16 protein-coding genes are annotated in these 15,014 nt (G+C 63.0%); 10 read left to right on the top strand and 6 right to left on the bottom strand.

Annotation, left to right across the window (positions count from 1 at the left end; all coding sequences use genetic code 11):
- The first annotated feature begins 142 nt into the window (after positions 1-142).
- The 7 genes from ACI7M0_RS09570 (at position 143) to ACI7M0_RS09540 (ending at position 5,051) form a co-directional block, all read left to right on the top strand.
- Positions 143-1,522, top strand: a complete 1,380-nt coding sequence (locus tag ACI7M0_RS09570) for a nucleobase:cation symporter-2 family protein (RefSeq protein ID WP_104961315.1) — start codon at positions 143-145, stop codon at positions 1,520-1,522.
- A 95-nt stretch (positions 1,523-1,617) separates the two neighbouring features.
- Positions 1,618-2,010, top strand: a complete 393-nt coding sequence (tusD, locus tag ACI7M0_RS09565; protein ID WP_003251188.1) for a sulfurtransferase complex subunit TusD — start codon at positions 1,618-1,620, stop codon at positions 2,008-2,010.
- Position 2,011: 1 nt separating this feature from the next.
- Positions 2,012-2,371, top strand: coding sequence for a sulfurtransferase complex subunit TusC (gene tusC, locus ACI7M0_RS09560; protein WP_129931982.1), 360 nt, complete (start codon positions 2,012-2,014; stop codon positions 2,369-2,371).
- Positions 2,371-2,667, top strand: coding sequence for a sulfurtransferase complex subunit TusB (gene tusB / locus ACI7M0_RS09555; RefSeq protein WP_104961314.1), 297 nt, complete (start codon positions 2,371-2,373; stop codon positions 2,665-2,667). Before tusC ends, tusB begins: the two co-directional genes overlap by 1 nt.
- The gene (locus ACI7M0_RS09550) at positions 2,664-2,999 is read left to right on the top strand and encodes a TusE/DsrC/DsvC family sulfur relay protein (protein ID WP_010954804.1); all 336 of its coding nucleotides are present in this window, start codon (positions 2,664-2,666) and stop codon (positions 2,997-2,999) included. Before tusB ends, ACI7M0_RS09550 begins: the two co-directional genes overlap by 4 nt.
- The gene (locus ACI7M0_RS09545; RefSeq protein ID WP_129931983.1) at positions 2,996-3,997 is read left to right on the top strand and encodes a glycosyl transferase family protein; all 1,002 of its coding nucleotides are present in this window, start codon (positions 2,996-2,998) and stop codon (positions 3,995-3,997) included. Before ACI7M0_RS09550 ends, ACI7M0_RS09545 begins: the two co-directional genes overlap by 4 nt.
- 94 nt (positions 3,998-4,091) lie before the next feature.
- Positions 4,092-5,051: a glutathione S-transferase family protein gene (locus tag ACI7M0_RS09540; RefSeq protein WP_129931984.1), complete on the top strand. Its 960-nt coding sequence runs from the start codon at positions 4,092-4,094 to the stop codon at positions 5,049-5,051.
- A 106-nt stretch (positions 5,052-5,157) separates the two neighbouring features.
- Here the strand turns inward: ACI7M0_RS09540 and cysG are convergent, their stop codons facing one another.
- The 6 genes from cysG to ACI7M0_RS09510 all read right to left on the bottom strand — a co-directional run bounded on the left by cysG (position 5,158) and on the right by ACI7M0_RS09510 (position 12,760).
- Complete coding sequence (gene cysG / locus ACI7M0_RS09535; RefSeq protein WP_010954807.1) at positions 5,158-6,549, bottom strand: siroheme synthase CysG; 1,392 nt, start codon at positions 6,547-6,549, stop codon at positions 5,158-5,160.
- On the bottom strand, positions 6,550-7,830 hold the full coding sequence (serS, locus tag ACI7M0_RS09530; protein ID WP_010954808.1) for a serine--tRNA ligase: 1,281 nt from the start codon (positions 7,828-7,830) through the stop codon (positions 6,550-6,552).
- A gap of 30 nt (positions 7,831-7,860) precedes the next feature.
- Positions 7,861-8,235: a fluoride efflux transporter CrcB gene (gene crcB / locus ACI7M0_RS09525; protein WP_003251205.1), complete on the bottom strand. Its 375-nt coding sequence runs from the start codon at positions 8,233-8,235 to the stop codon at positions 7,861-7,863.
- Positions 8,232-9,557 (bottom strand): replication-associated recombination protein A, encoded by a 1,326-nt coding sequence (locus ACI7M0_RS09520; protein WP_010954809.1) that lies wholly within the window; start codon positions 9,555-9,557, stop codon positions 8,232-8,234. Before ACI7M0_RS09520 ends, crcB begins: the two co-directional genes overlap by 4 nt.
- Positions 9,558-9,569: 12 nt before the next feature.
- Complete coding sequence (lolA, locus tag ACI7M0_RS09515) at positions 9,570-10,193, bottom strand: outer membrane lipoprotein chaperone LolA (protein WP_003251209.1); 624 nt, start codon at positions 10,191-10,193, stop codon at positions 9,570-9,572.
- Between the two features lie 62 nt (positions 10,194-10,255).
- Positions 10,256-12,760, bottom strand: a complete 2,505-nt coding sequence (locus ACI7M0_RS09510; RefSeq protein WP_014590374.1) for a DNA translocase FtsK — start codon at positions 12,758-12,760, stop codon at positions 10,256-10,258.
- A 407-nt stretch (positions 12,761-13,167) separates the two neighbouring features.
- On the opposite strand from ACI7M0_RS09510, the gene aat reads away from it, so the two are divergent.
- The 3 genes from aat (at position 13,168) to infA (ending at position 14,932) form a co-directional block, all read left to right on the top strand.
- A complete protein-coding gene (aat, locus tag ACI7M0_RS09505; protein ID WP_003251213.1) occupies positions 13,168-13,848 on the top strand; it encodes a leucyl/phenylalanyl-tRNA--protein transferase in 681 nt (226 codons plus the stop codon).
- Positions 13,849-13,904: 56 nt separating this feature from the next.
- The gene (locus ACI7M0_RS09500; RefSeq protein ID WP_003251215.1) at positions 13,905-14,612 is read left to right on the top strand and encodes an arginyltransferase; all 708 of its coding nucleotides are present in this window, start codon (positions 13,905-13,907) and stop codon (positions 14,610-14,612) included.
- Between the two features lie 101 nt (positions 14,613-14,713).
- On the top strand, positions 14,714-14,932 hold the full coding sequence (infA, locus tag ACI7M0_RS09495) for a translation initiation factor IF-1 (protein WP_002553999.1): 219 nt from the start codon (positions 14,714-14,716) through the stop codon (positions 14,930-14,932).
- Positions 14,933-15,014 lie beyond the last annotated feature (82 nt).

The raw sequence follows: 15,014 nt of genomic DNA, 5'->3' as shown, positions 1-15,014 counted from the left end.
GCCCGCTTCGGCGGGCTTTTTTGTGGGCGCTGGAAATGGGTTGAGCTGCAAGATGCTCGTGCCGTCATCCCGTTTTCTCTACCGCTATCCGCCATCACCCCGTAGAATGCGCTCCTTTTTTCTTCCGGGGCGGCTTTCAGCAATGAGCTCACACGAACACAGCCCAGGCGCAGCGGCGCCTGCCAATGAACTGGTGCTTGGTCTGGAGGACAAGCCACGGCTGTTGATCGGCCTGCTGGCAGCCCTGCAGCACCTGCTGGCGATCATCGTGCCGATCGTCACCCCTGGCCTGCTGATCTGCCAGGCGTTGGGTGTATCTGCACGTGATACCAATTTGATCGTTTCGATGTCGCTGGTGATCTCGGGTATCGCCACCTTCGTCCAGTGCAAACGCTTCGGCCCATTTGGCGCGGGGCTGCTGATCGTTCAGGGCACCAGCTTCAACTTCGTCGGCCCGCTGATTGCCGGCGGTGCGCTGATGGTCAAGCAAGGCACGCCGGTTGAGGGCGTAATGGCAGCCATTTTTGGCGTAGTAATCGCAGGCTCGTTCGTCGAGATGGGCGTGTCGCGCATCCTGCCCTTCGTCAAACGCCTGATCACCCCGCTGGTGACCGGCATCGTGGTGTTGATGATCGGCCTGACGCTGATCAAGGTCGGCCTGATCAGCATGGGCGGTGGTTTTGGAGCCATGGCCAATGGCACCTTTGCCAATGGCGAAAACCTGCTGATGTCGGGCGTGGTACTGGCGATCATCGTCGTTCTCAACCGTATCCCGGTGGTGTGGATGCGCAGCTGCGCCATCGTCATCGCCCTCGCGGTCGGCTATGCGCTGGCCGGATACCTGGGCCGTCTGGACTTTACCGGCATGCACGAGGCCGCGCTGTTCCAGGTGCCGACACCACTGCACTTTGGCTTGGGCTTCTCGTGGGCGCTGTTCATTCCGATGCTGGTGATTTACCTGGTCACTTCGCTGGAAGCCATCGGTGACGTTACCGCCACCAGCAAGGTGTCGCGCCAGCCGGTCGAAGGGCCGGTGTGGATGCAGCGGATCAAGGGGGGCGTGCTGGTCAATGGCGCCAACTCGCTGCTGGCCGGTCTGTTCAACACCTTTCCTAGCTCGATCTTTGCCCAGAACAACGGGGTGATTCAGCTGACCGGTATTGCCAGCCGTCATATCGGTATGTGGATTGCCGTGATGCTGGTGTTGCTGGGTCTGTTCCCGAGTGTTGCCGGGGTGATTCAGGCCGTGCCGGAGCCGGTGCTGGGCGGCGCGGCGATGGTCATGTTTGGTGCGGTTGCGGCGTCGGGGATCAATATTCTGGCCAGCACCCGGCTGGACCGTCGGGCCCTGCTGATCATCGCCGTGTCGTTGGCACTGGGCCTGGGTGTGGCGCAGGTGCCAGAGTTCCTGGCACACATGCCGGCGGCGATTCGCAATGTGCTGGAGTCGGGTGTGGCTACCGGAGGGATTTGTGCGCTGGTGCTGAACTGGTTCTTGCCGGAGGGCAAGGAGCAGGCTTGAACCTGGAGATTGAATGAAAAGCCCGCGCCCGCTTGCACAAGCGGGCGCGGGCTTTTTTGCTTTATCATGGCACCATTCCTTTGCATGAGTTAGCCATGAAATTCGCTATCGCGGTGTTCTCCCCGGCCCATGCGCCCTCTTCGCGACGCGCCCTGCGCTTCGCCGAGGCGGTGCTGGCCGGCGGGCATGAGATTGCCCGGCTGTTCTTCTATCAGGACGGGGTGCACAGTGCCTCGGCCAACGTCGTCGCGCCCCAGGACGAACTGGACGTGGCTGGCCAGTGGCGCACCTTCATACAGACCCATCAGCTGGACGCCGTGGTGTGTATCGCCGCCGCCCTGCGCCGTGGCGTGCTCGACGAAGCCGAGGCCAACCGCTACCAGCGCCCGGCCGTGAACCTGCCCAAGCCCTGGGAACTGTCGGGGCTGGGCCAACTGCACGAGGCCGCGCAAGTGGCTGACCGCCTTGTCTGCTTCGGAGGCGACTGATATGGCCAAGTCCTTGTTGATCATCAGCCGTCAGGCACCGTGGAATGGCCCCTCTGCCCGCGAGGCGCTGGACATCGCCCTGGCCGGCGGCGCGTTCGACCTGCCGTTGGGCATGCTGTTCCTCGACGATGGTGTGTTCCAGCTCGCGCCGGACCAGCAACCCGCCGCCGTGCAACAGAAGAACCTGGCCGCCAACCTGCAGGCGTTGCCGATGTTCGGTGTCGAAGAACTGTTCGCCTGCAACCACAGCCTGGCCCGTCGTGGCCTGGCAGCCCATACCCTGGCGCTGCCGGTGCAAGTGCTCGATAACGCAGCGCTGGCCGCGCTGATAGCCCGTTTCGACCAGGTGATAACGCTCTGATGAAGACCCTGCATGTGATTGCCCATTCCCCGTTTGGCGACGAGCGCCTGGCCAGTTGCCTGCGCCTGCTCGGTGCCGAAGATGCCCTGCTGCTGTGCGGCGATGCCGTGTATGCCCTGCGCAGCGGCAGCGAGCCGCATGGCCATCTGCAAGCCGCCGGCCTGGCCCAGCGCCTGTTCGCCCTGGACGAGGATGTACAGTCCCGGGCGGTCGGCAACGACCTGGCAACGGCCGTGGACTACGCCGGGTTCGTCGAACTGTCGCTGCAATACGACAAGGTCAACAGCTGGCTATGAATACGCTCACCGTTGGCGATCAGGTGATCGCCCTGGACAAGGATGGCTTCCTGGTCGACCTGCAAGACTGGTCCCACGACGCCGCCGAGGCTTTGGCCAAGCGCGAGGGTATCCCGTTGACGGCGGACCACTGGGAAATCCTCGAACTGCTCCGTCAGTTCTACCAGGAATACCAGCTGTCTCCGGCCACCCGCCCGCTGATCAAGTACACGGCCCTCAAGCTGGGCCCTGAAAAGGGCAACAGCCCGCACCTTAACCGCCTGTTCAACGGCACCCCCGCCAAACTTGCCGCCAAGCTGGCGGGCCTGCCCAAGCCGACCAACTGCATATGACCGAACCTCGTCCGCTCACTCTGGAAACCCCCGCCGAACACCCGTTCGCCGAATTCGTGCGTATTCTCGGTAAAGGCAAGCGCGGCGCGCGTGGCCTGACCCGCGAGGAGGCCCGTGCAGCCATGACCCTGCTGCTGGAAGGCAAGGTCGAAGACACCCAGCTCGGTGCCTTCCTCATGCTGCTGCGGCACAAGGAAGAAAGCGCCGAAGAGCTGGCCGGCTTCACCGAGGCCCTGCGCGCCCACCTGCAGGCGCCGCGCATCGCCGTTGACCTGGACTGGCCCACGTACGCCGGCAAGAAGCGTCACCTGCCCTGGTACCTGCTGGCCGCCAAGTGCCTGGCCAACAATGGCGTGCGCATCCTGATGCACGGCGGTGGCGCACACACTGCCGGGCGTATGTACACAGAGCAACTGCTCGGCCTGCTGCAGATTCCGCTGTGCCGCGACTGGGCCGCCGTCGGCAACGCGCTGGACCAGCACCAGCTGGCATTCTTCCCGCTGCACGACTGGGCGCCGCAGCTGCAACGCATGATCGACCTGCGCAATACCCTGGGCCTGCGCTCGCCCATCCACTCGCTGGCTCGGGTGCTCAACCCGCTGGGCGCTCGCTGTGGATTGCAGAGCATCTTTCACCCCGGTTACCAGGCAGTGCACCGCGAGGCCAGCCGCTTGCTGGGCGACCATGCCGTGGTGATCAAGGGTGATGGTGGCGAAATCGAGGTCAATCCCGATGTCATCAGCCATCTCTACGGCACCACGGCGGGTGAGGCGTGGGATGAAGAGTGGCCAGCGCTGAGCGAACGACGCCATGTCAAGCCGCCCAGCCTGCAGGCAGAGCACTTGCTGGCGTTCTGGCGTGGCGAAGTGGAAGACAATTATGGCGAGAAGGCCCTGATCGCGACCATGGCCCTGGCTCTGCGTGGCTTGGGACAGCACCGTGAGCAGGCGTTCGTAACAGCGCAAGGCTACTGGGACACTCGAGATAGATCGATCTAGCCGATAATAGAACCCCGATCTTTGCGCTATTTCTTCGAACGATTTGCCCTAGACTGGGCTCCAACGACAAACAACTTTGTTTCAGGAGCTCACCATGGGCCTATTGATCGACGGTCGCTGGCACGACCAGTGGTATGAAAACGGCAAGGACGGCACGTTCAAGCGTGAGAATGCCCAGCGCCGCAATCAGCTGCCCGCCCCCGAGGTCGGCCGCTACCACCTGTATGTGTCGCTGGCCTGCCCATGGGCCCACCGCACCCTGATCTTTCGCGCGCTGAAAGGCCTGGAGCCGTTGATCGACGTGTCGGTGGTCAGCTGGCTGATGCAGGACCATGGCTGGACCTTCGATCAGCAGCAAGGCTCCAGCGGGGACCACCTCGACGCCCTGCAGTACCTGCACCAGCGCTACACCCAGGATGACCCGCACTACACAGGGCGCGTGACGGTGCCTGTGCTGTGGGACAAGAAAGAGAAGCGCATCGTCAACAATGAGTCGGCAGAAATCATCCGCATATTCAACAGCGCGTTCAACGAGCTGACCGGCAATACCCTGGACCTCTACCCCACATCGCTGCGCCCGACCATCGAAGCACTGAACGAGCGCATCTACCCGGCGGTGAACAACGGCGTGTACCGCGCAGGCTTTGCCACCACGCAAGACGCTTACGAGGCTGCCTTTGACGATGTGTTCAACGAGCTGGATTACCTGGAAGCCTTGCTAGGCCGCAATCGCTACCTGGCGGGTGAGTACCTGACCGAGGCTGATGTACGCCTGTTCACTACACTGGTGCGCTTCGATGCCGTGTACCACGGGCACTTCAAGTGCAACCTGCGCCGCCTGAGCGACTACCACAACCTGTCGAACTGGCTGCGTGAGCTGTACCAGTGGCCCGGGGTGGCGGGTACGGTGAACATGGAGCATATCCAGAAGCACTATTACATGAGCCACAAGACCATCAACCCGAACGGGATCGTGCCTAAAGGGCCTTTGCAGGACTTTGGCTTGCCGCATGATCGAGAGCGGTTGGCGGGCAAAGGGATTTGGCAGGCTTGAGAAAGCCGGGGCTGCTTTGCAGCCCATCGCAACACAAGGCCGCTCTTACAAGGACCTTGCAATGCCTGGGGCATATGCGATGGGCCGCAAAGCGGCCCCAACGATTTCAGCTGTTCTGCGAACCTTCGAACCAGGCCAGCTTGTCACGCAACTGCACAACTTCCCCCACAATCACCAGGGTCGGCGCATGCACCTCATGCTGGGCCACCAGGTCTGGCAAGTCCGCCAAGGTGCCGGTGAACACGCGCTGATTACGCGTGGTCCCCTGCTGCACCAACGCCGCCGGGGTACTCGCGGCACGCCCGTGGCGAATCAGCTCGGCACAGATGGTCGGCAAGCCCACCAACCCCATGTAGAACACCAAGGTCTGCGCCGGCGCCACCAGGTCATTCCACGGCAGGTTGCTGGTGCCATCCTTGAGGTGCCCGGTGACGAAGCGCACCGACTGGGCATAGTCGCGGTGAGTCAGCGGAATGCCGCCATACGCCGAGCAGCCGCTGGCCGCCGTAATGCCCGGCACCACCTGGAACGGAATGCCGTGCTCGGCCAGCTCTTCGATCTCTTCGCCACCCCGGCCGAAGATGAACGGGTCGCCACCCTTCAGGCGCAGCACCCGCTTGCCCTGCCGAGCCAGATCGACCAACAGGCGGTTGATCTGGTCCTGCGGCACTGAATGATCAGCGCGGCGCTTGCCTACGTAGATACGCTCGGCATCACGGCGACACATATCGATGATGGCGGGTGCAACCAGGCGGTCGTACAGCACCACGTCGGCCTGCTGCATCAGGCGCAACGCACGGAAGGTCAACAAGTCCGGATCACCCGGGCCTGCACCAACCAAGTACACCTCACCACCCTGCTGCACCGGTGCGCCATCCACCATCGCCTGCAACAGACGTTCGGCTTCAGCACCCTGCCCGGCCAGCTGGCGCTCGGCGATCGGCCCCTGGAACACGGTTTCCCAGAAGCCGCGACGCTGGTTGACGTCCGGGTACAGGGATTTGACCTTGTGCCGGAAGCGTGCAGCCAGCCCGGCCAGCTCACCGTAGGCCGAAGGGATCCACGCCTCGAGCTTGGCTCGAATCAGGCGTGCCAGTACCGGGGCGTCACCGCCGCTGGAAACAGCGATTACCAGCGGCGAACGGTCCACGATCGCCGGGAAGATCACCGTACACAGGGCCGGCGCATCCACCACATTGACCGGCAGGCTAAGGGCCTGCGCATCGGCCGACACCTGGGCATTCAGCCCAGGGTCGTCAGTCGCCGCGATCACCAGCCGGCAACCGACCAGGTCGGCTGCCTGATAGCCACGCACCAGCACCTCACCGCCACCTTCCCGGGCCAACGCGGCCAACTGGCCGTCGACGTCCGGCGCCACCACGCGCAGCACGCCGCCGGCATCGGCCAGCAGGCGCGCCTTGCGCAAGGCGATCTCACCGCCACCGACGACCAGCACGCGGCCGCCCTGCAGCTTGTGGAACAGCGGCAGGTAATCCATTTAGCGGATGACCTCGACGCCGCCCATGTAAGGCTTGAGCACTTCCGGCACCAGGATCGAACCGTCGGCCTGCTGGTAGTTTTCCAGCACAGCAACCAGGGTACGGCCTACGGCCAGACCGGAGCCGTTGAGCGTGTGCACCAGCTCTGGCTTGCCGGTTTCCGGGTTGCGCCAGCGAGCCTGCATGCGGCGCGCCTGGAAGTCACCACAGTTGGAGCACGAGCTGATTTCGCGGTATTTGTCCTGGCTTGGCACCCACACTTCCAGGTCGTAGGTTTTCACCGCACCAAAGCCCATGTCGCCAGTGCACAGGGCCAGCACGCGGTATGGCAGTTCCAGCAGCTGCAGCACGCGCTCGGCATTGGCGGTCAGGCCTTCCAGGGCTTCCATCGACTTGGACGGCTCTACCACCTGCACCATCTCGACTTTGTCGAACTGATGCTGGCGGATCATGCCGCGGGTGTCACGGCCGGAAGCGCCGGCTTCGCTGCGGAAGCAAGGGGTATGGGCAACCAGTTTCAGCGGCAGCTGCTTGGCGTCGAGGATTTCACCCGCCACCAGGTTGGTCAGCGACACTTCGGCGGTCGGGATCAGGTAGAAGTCAGCCTCGCCTTCGCGGGTGATCTTGAACAGGTCTTCCTCGAACTTCGGCAACTGGCCAGTGCCCTGCAGCGCCGGCGCCTGCACCATGTACGGGGTGTAGTGTTCCTCGTAGCCATGTTCGCCGGTGTGCAGGTTGATCATGAACTGCGCCAGGGCGCGGTGCAGGCGGGCAACCGGACCACGCAGCACAGCAAAACGGGCGCCGGACAGCTTGGCAGCCGCTTCGAAGTCCAGGCCACCGCTGATTTCACCGAGGGCAACATGGTCCTTGATTTCGAAGTCGAACGCCTTCGGCGTGCCCCAACGACGCACTTCGACGTTGTCGTCCTCGCTGGCACCGACCGGTACGCTGGCGTCCGGCAGGTTGGGAATGGTCAGCAGGATGCCATCCAGCTCGGCCTGAATGGCATCCAGCTCAGCCTTGCCGGCAGCCAGTTCGTTGGCCATGCGCTCGACGTCAGCCATCAGCGGGGCGATGTCTTCGCCCTTGGCCTTGGCCTGGCCGATGGACTTGGAACGGGCGTTACGCTCAGCCTGCAGTTGTTCGGTGCGGGTCTGCACCGCCTTGCGGCGCTCTTCCAGTGATTCGATGCGCGCGACATCCAGGCTGAAGCCACGGGAGGCCAGGCGGTCCGCCACTTCCTGAAGTTGGCCGCGTAACAGTTTGGAATCGAGCATATCGTTCTCTCGTTATATGTAGGTGTTGGTTCAGAATCGGGTCAGGGACAGGCCAGCCCAGGTTGCGAGCAGCCCGCCCACCACGCTGATACTGGTATAGCCCAAGGCAAGGGGCACTTGCCCGCTTTCCATCAGGCGCACGGTATCGAGCGAGAAGGAGGAAAAGGTCGTCAGGCCACCGAGAAAGCCGACAATCAGGCCGGCGCGCAATTCGACCGGAGCCAGCGGCTTGTGCAAGAACAAGCCATAGAGCAAGCCGATCAGCAGGCAGCCAACCAGGTTGACCGCCAGCGTACCGGCATAGAAGTGCCGTGGCCAGTGGGCCGCCACCCAGTTGGTGGTAGCAAAGCGCAACAAGGTACCAGCAATACCACCGGCGCTGACCGCGGCGATGAGTGCAATCATGGTTTTCTCCGCTGGCGGGGGCTGTTGCGGTCGAGGTCAGCCAGGTGGCGCAGCTTCTCGCCAATTTTCAGTTCCAGGCCACGGGGCACCGGCTGATAGTACTGGCGCGGCTCCAGTTCGTCGGGGAAGTAATCCTCTCCGGCGGCGTAGGCGTCGGGTTCATCATGGGCATAGCGGTACTCGTCGCCATAGCCCAACTGCTTCATCAGCTTGGTCGGGGCATTGCGCAAGTGCAACGGCACCTCCAGCGAACCATGCTCGGCCGCTTCACGCAGGGCGGTCTTGAAGCCCACGTACACCGCGTTGCTCTTGGGTGCACAGGCAAGGTAGGTGATGGCCTGGGCCACCGCCAACTCGCCCTCGGGGCTGCCAAGGCGCTCCTGCACATCCCAGGCAGCCAGGCACAGGCTAAGCGCACGCGGGTCGGCATTACCGATGTCCTCGCTGGCCATGCGTACCACGCGGCGGGCGATGTACAGCGGATCGCAGCCGCCGTCGAGCATGCGTGCAAACCAGTACAGGGCGCCATCGGGGTTGGAGCCGCGCACCGACTTGTGCAGCGCGGATATCTGGTCGTAGAACGCCTCGCCGCCTTTGTCGAAGCGGCGGCGACTGTCACCCAGCAGGCTCTGTAGCATCTCGACGTCGATCTCGCTGCCGTCTTCAGCCAGGTCCGAGGCGTTCTCGAGGAAGTTGAGCATGCGCCGGCCATCGCCGTCGGCAGCGGCCATCAGCATCTTGAAGGCGTCGTCGCCCACCCGCAGGTTGCGCTTGCCCAGGCCACGCTCTTCCGTCAGCGCACGGTTGACCAGCTTGCGCAGGGCGGCTTCGTCCAGGCTCTTGAGCACATACACCCGCGCCCGTGACAGCAGCGCGTTGTTCAGCTCGAACGACGGGTTTTCGGTGGTGGCACCGATGAACAGCAGGGTGCCGTCCTCGACATAGGGCAAAAAGGCGTCCTGCTGCGACTTGTTGAAGCGGTGCACCTCGTCAACGAACAGGATGGTACGACGGCCATACTGGCCAGCCTGCTGTTTGGCCACCTCCACCGCCTGGCGGATCTCTTTCACCCCGGCCAGCACCGCCGACACCGTTTCGAAGTGCGCATCGCAGAACTGCGCCAGCAACCGCGCCAGCGTGGTCTTGCCGACCCCGGGCGGCCCCCAGAAGATCATCGAGTGCAGCGCACCTTGTTCCAGCGCTTCGCGCAGCGGTTTACCGCGCGCCAGCAGGTGCTCCTGGCCGACGTACTCATCCAGGCTGGACGGGCGCAGACGGGCGGCCAGGGGCTGGGCGACGGGTTCGCTTCGAAACAGGTCCATGGCGAGCTCTGGTTACTCCTTGATCACGTCCGCACCCTTGGGGATGTCGAACTTGAACTTGCTGTCCGGCACCGCCTGGTTGGCCTTGACGCCATTGAACAGGATGTTGGTGCGCTGGCCGACGCTGTCGATCAGCTGCATGTCATTGATCAGGCCTTTGCGGAACGACACGCGCAGCGAGTCGAACAGGGTGTCCTTGGTCTTTGGCTTGAGGGTGAAGTCCATTACTTCGCCCTGCTCCTTGGACGCAATATCAAAGCTCTGGCTGATCTTCGACACGTCACCGGACAGCAACAGGGCCGGGGTCTGGTTCAGGCGCACGTCGAGCTTCTTGATGGTGGCCTGTTCCAGGTCCGGGTCCCACAGGGTGACGTTCTTGCCGTCCGACACCACCACCTGCTCCTGCGGTGCATCGGTGTGCCAGTAGAACAGGCCCGGGCGCTTGACCGTCATCTTGCCCGAGGTTTCCTGCAGGCTGGTGCCATCGGCGCCCAGGGTCAGCTGGGAGAAGTTGGCCTCGATGGTCTGCGACTTTTCCAGCAACTGGGTCAGGCGTTGTACGTCTTGCTCACCGGCATAAGCAGTAACCGAGCCCAGGGTCAGGGCAGAAACCAACAGCATGCGAATCGCGCGCATGGGAATCCTCATTGAGCGTTGAAAAGGCCTGGCGCCACCGTTGGCGCCAGGCAGGGTGTTCATCAGTCGCGCGGGCCGCCCGGGGCTATCACTTCCCGCGAGCCGTTGCTGTTCATCGGGGTGACAACGCCGGCCATCTCCATCGACTCGATCATGCGCGCGGCACGGTTGTAGCCGATCTTCAGCTTGCGTTGCACGGCAGAAATGGAGGCACGACGGCTCTCGAGCACGAATTGCACCGCCTCATCATACAGGGCGTCGGTTTCGGCATCGTCACCCTCGCCACCGCCGCCGCCGCCGTCAAAGCCGCTACCGGCCTCTTCGACGCCGTTGAGGATGTCGTCGTTGTAGTCCGGGGCGCCACGCAGCTTCCACGCCTCGACCGTGCGGTGCACTTCGTCGTCGGACACGAATGCGCCGTGCACCCGGATCGGCAGGCTGGTGCCCGGCGGCATGTACAGCATGTCGCCATGGCCCAGCAACTGCTCGGCACCGCCCTGGTCGATGATGGTACGCGAGTCGATCTTGCTCGACACCTGGAACGCCATACGGGTCGGGATGTTGGCCTTGATCAGGCCGGTGATCACGTCCACCGACGGGCGCTGGGTGGCGAGGATCAGGTGAATACCGGCCGCCCGTGCCTTCTGCGCGATACGGGCGATCAGCTCTTCGACCTTCTTGCCGACGATCATCATCATGTCGGCGAATTCGTCCACCACCACCACGATGGTCGGCAAGGTTTTCAGCGCAGGCGGCTCATCGTCCATGCTCTCACGGCGATACAGCGGGTCATGGATGATTTCGCCAGCTTCCTGGGCGTCCTTGATCTTGCGGTTGAAACCAGCCAGGTTACGCACGCCCATGGCCGCCATCAGTTTGTAGCGCCGCTCCATTTCGGCCACGCTCCAGCGCAGGGCGTTGGCGGCGTCCTTCATGTCGGTGACCACCGGGCACAGCAGGTGCGGGATGCCTTCGTAGATCGACAGTTCAAGCATTTTCGGGTCGATCATGATCAGCCGCGCGTCTTCCGGGCTGGACTTGAACAGGATCGACAAAATCATCGCGTTCACACCCACCGACTTACCGGAGCCGGTAGTACCGGCCACCAACAGGTGCGGCATCTTGGCCAGGTCGGTGATCACCGGCTTGCCACCAATGTCGTGGCCCAGCGCCAGCGTGACGGGCGATTTCTGCTCGTCGTACTGCGGCGTGGCCAGCACTTCGGAGAAGCGCACCATCTGGCGGTTTTCGTTGGGTATCTCGATACCTACCGTGGTCTTGCCAGGGATGACCTCGACCACTCGCACACTGGTCACGGCCAGCGAACGCGCCAGGTCCTTGGCCAGGTTGGCGATGCGGCTGACCTTCACACCAGCGGCCGGCTGGATTTCGTAACGGGTAATCACCGGGCCGGGGTGGATCGAATCCACCGCCACTTCCACACCGAATTCCTTGAGCTTGATTTCCAGCAACTGGCCGACGCCGGCCAGGGATTCTGGCGAATACTCGATCTTTTTCTGTTCGGCCGGGTCGAGGATGGAAATCGAGGGCAAGGTGCCTTCCACGGCGCTGTCGACGAACAGCGGCGCCTGCTTTTCCTTCATCGCCCGCTTGCTCGGCTCCGGCGCTCTGCTGGCGGCGGACGGCGGCACAATGGTGGGCGCTGCGTGCTGCTGGCGGGGCACCACGGTTTCGCGCGGCGCCAATGCCTCAGGCGCCGTTTCACGTGGCGGCACAATCGGTTCGCGTGCAAGGGTTGGCTCACGCGGCTCGACAGGCTGAGCGGGTGGCTCTTCACGCTTGAGGATGCGCTCGCGCAGTGACGGTTTGGCCGGCTCGCGCTTCTCGGCAGCCATCGGCGCGGCCTTGAACACCGGTTCGTCCTCGCGCAGCTGTGCCTCGAGGCGCTTGCGCTCGTTGCGCGCTTCCCACCAGCGGGTGGCAGCCCCTTGCACCAGTTCGAACAGGTCGAGGGTGATCTTGCCGGTCAGGTCCATCACCTTGAACCACGACAGGTCGGTGAAGACGGTCAGGCCGAACAGGAACAGGGCAATGAACATCAGCGTGCTGCCCTGCACGTTGAGCAGGTTGCGCGCCAGGTCGCCCAGGCTTTCGCCCAGTGCACCACCGGCAGAGAACGGCAGGCTGGCGGGCGGATGGAAGTGGATATGCGCCAGCGCCGCCCCCGACAACACCAGGAACACCAGGCCAATCAGCCGCCAGGAGAACAGCCAGCCGCTCCAGTCCCATGGCTGGTGGCGTTCGCGGAAAATCTGCCAGGTCTTGACCGCCAGCAGCAGCGGAAAAATATAGGCGAAGTAACCCAGCACCATGAACAGGATGTCGGCGAAGTAGGCACCGGCACGCCCGGCCGCATTCTGCACCTGGTCGACGTTGCTGGTGTGGCTGAAGCCCGGGTCCGACGTATCGTAGGTCAGCAGCGCCATCCACAGGTACAGGCACAGCGCGCCGACAGCGATCAACGCACCTTCCTTGAGGCGATAATGCAGCTGCTGCCGCCACAGTGGCACAGGCAATGGAGCTGGAGTTGCGGTGGATTTCTTCAAAACGCGTCTATTCCTGCGCGTGGTGCGCGTCCAATAGTGATCGGCCGCTGCGCGACCAACGAACCACTACTTTTAACATTACTGCCCGCCAGCCGCCATGGCGGCACGCCGTATGGGGGTTTGGCCGGGGGCGAATTCATATAGCTGCAATTTGAGCATGCATTTTCTTTCGTGACAAAGGCTTATGCTGTGTTTTTGCACAGGTGTGACAGCAAATGTAGCGGATGGTGCCTGCGGTTTGATGAATGTGTAGGAAATTGCCCTGAATTGCCGCAAAACTGCCTCACTTCCCTGTAGGGGTAGCCTTGTGCAGGTTACCGCGCTGGCTTTGAAACCCCCAAAGAGATTGACCCCGCTTTTCACCCAAGCCATGCTGCCCTCTCCCCTCCCCCACCGCACGATAGACCATGCTCACCTGGCTGACCCGCGACTCGCTGACCTTCCCGCCCCTGGAAAAGGCGCTGCACGATCCCAACGGCCTACTGGCCGCCGGCGGTGACCTGAGCCCCGAGCGCCTGGTGCAGGCGTATCGCCATGGCTGCTTCCCGTGGTACCAGGACGGCCAACCGATCCTGTGGTGGTCACCCGACCCGCGCACGGTGTTGTTGCCTGACCAGTTGCATGTGTCACGCTCGCTGGCCAAGCTGATGCGCCAAGGCCGCTACCAGGTCAGCTTCGACACCGACTTCCCGGCCGTGATCGCCGCCTGCGCCGCGCCTCGCGACTACGCTGACGGCACCTGGATCACCGACACCATGCGCAACGCCTACTGCGAGCTGCACCGCCGTGGCATCGCTCATTCGGTCGAAGTTCGCCAGGACGGCGAACTGGTCGGGGGCCTGTACGGCCTGGCCATGGGCCAGCTGTTCTTTGGCGAATCGATGTTCAGCCGCGCCGACAACGCCTCCAAGGTCGGTTTCGTGACCTTGGTCAACCACCTGCGAGACGCCGGCTTCGTGCTTATCGACTGCCAGATGCCGACCAACCACCTGCACAGCCTGGGCGCCCACGCCATCAGCCGTGCCGAGTTCGCCAGCTACCTGGCACGCCACCTTGACCAGCCCAACAGCGCTTCATGGGTTGCCTAGGCGAGTTCCCGTAGCTGGCTTACACTTAAAACAAAGTCTCACCGAAGGGGTTGATCATGACAGAGTTGGCGCGGTTGAAGTTCTATGCCACTCAGCCCCACTCCTGCAGCTACCTGCCGGAGGAGCAGGCGACCACGCTGTTCCTCGACCCCAGCCAGCCGATGGACGTGCACGTATACGCCGATTTGTCGGAAATGGGCTTTCGCCGCAGTGGCGACCACCTGTACCGCCCACACTGCCAGAACTGCAACGCCTGCGTGCCGGCGCGCATCCCGGCGGCGCGCTTCATTCCCAACCGCCAGCAGCGTCGCATACTCAAACGTAACGCCGACCTGACCGTAACCGCAGCGCGCCCGGCGTTCAAGGAAGAGTACTTCGAGCTGTACCGGCGCTATATCGAAACCCGCCACGCCGATGGCGACATGTACCCGCCCAGCCGCGATCAGTTTTCCACCTTCCTGGTACGCGACCTGCCGTTCTGCTGGTTCTACGAGTTTCGCCTGGAAGGCCGGTTGATGGCGGTGGCAGTGTGCGACCTGCTGCCCAATGGCCTGTCGGCGGTGTACACCTTCTACGAGCCGGACGAGGAGCGCCGCAGCCTTGGCCGTTTCGCCATTCTCTGGCAGATCACCGAAGCGCTGCGCCAGAACCTGGAGGCGGTTTACCTGGGCTACTGGATCAAGAACTGCAAGAAGATGAACTACAAGACGCAGTACCGACCTATCGAGCTGCTGATAAACCAGCGCTGGGTCACCCTCAACTGAAAGCATTGGCTTGACACGCAGTTTTCCGGCATAATCCACGCCACTTTTTTGCCCGGTGCGGATATGCGTCGGGCTAACATTGGATCCGAGGGCTCAACTGCATGTCGAAAGAAGACAGCTTCGAAATGGAAGGTACTGTCGTCGACACCCTGCCCAACACCATGTTCCGCGTGGAGTTGGAAAACGGGCACGTCGTAACCGCGCACATCTCCGGAAAGATGCGCAAGAACTACATCCGCATTCTCACTGGCGACAAGGTCCGCGTCGAGCTGACGCCGTACGACCTGAGCAAGGGCCGCATCACCTACCGTGCGCGCTAAGCTCAAGCCATGAAAAAGCCCGGCCAGGTGCCGGGCTTTTTTGTGCCTCAAGAAACTGCAAGGGGCTGCAAGGCAGCCCCTG

This window comes from Pseudomonas sp. 10(2024) (genome assembly GCF_045164175.1).
Lineage (GTDB): Bacteria > Pseudomonadota > Gammaproteobacteria > Pseudomonadales > Pseudomonadaceae > Aquipseudomonas > Aquipseudomonas alloputida.
The sequence above is the reverse complement of the archived record's forward strand: the minus strand, read 5'-3'. Positions and strand labels throughout refer to the sequence as shown.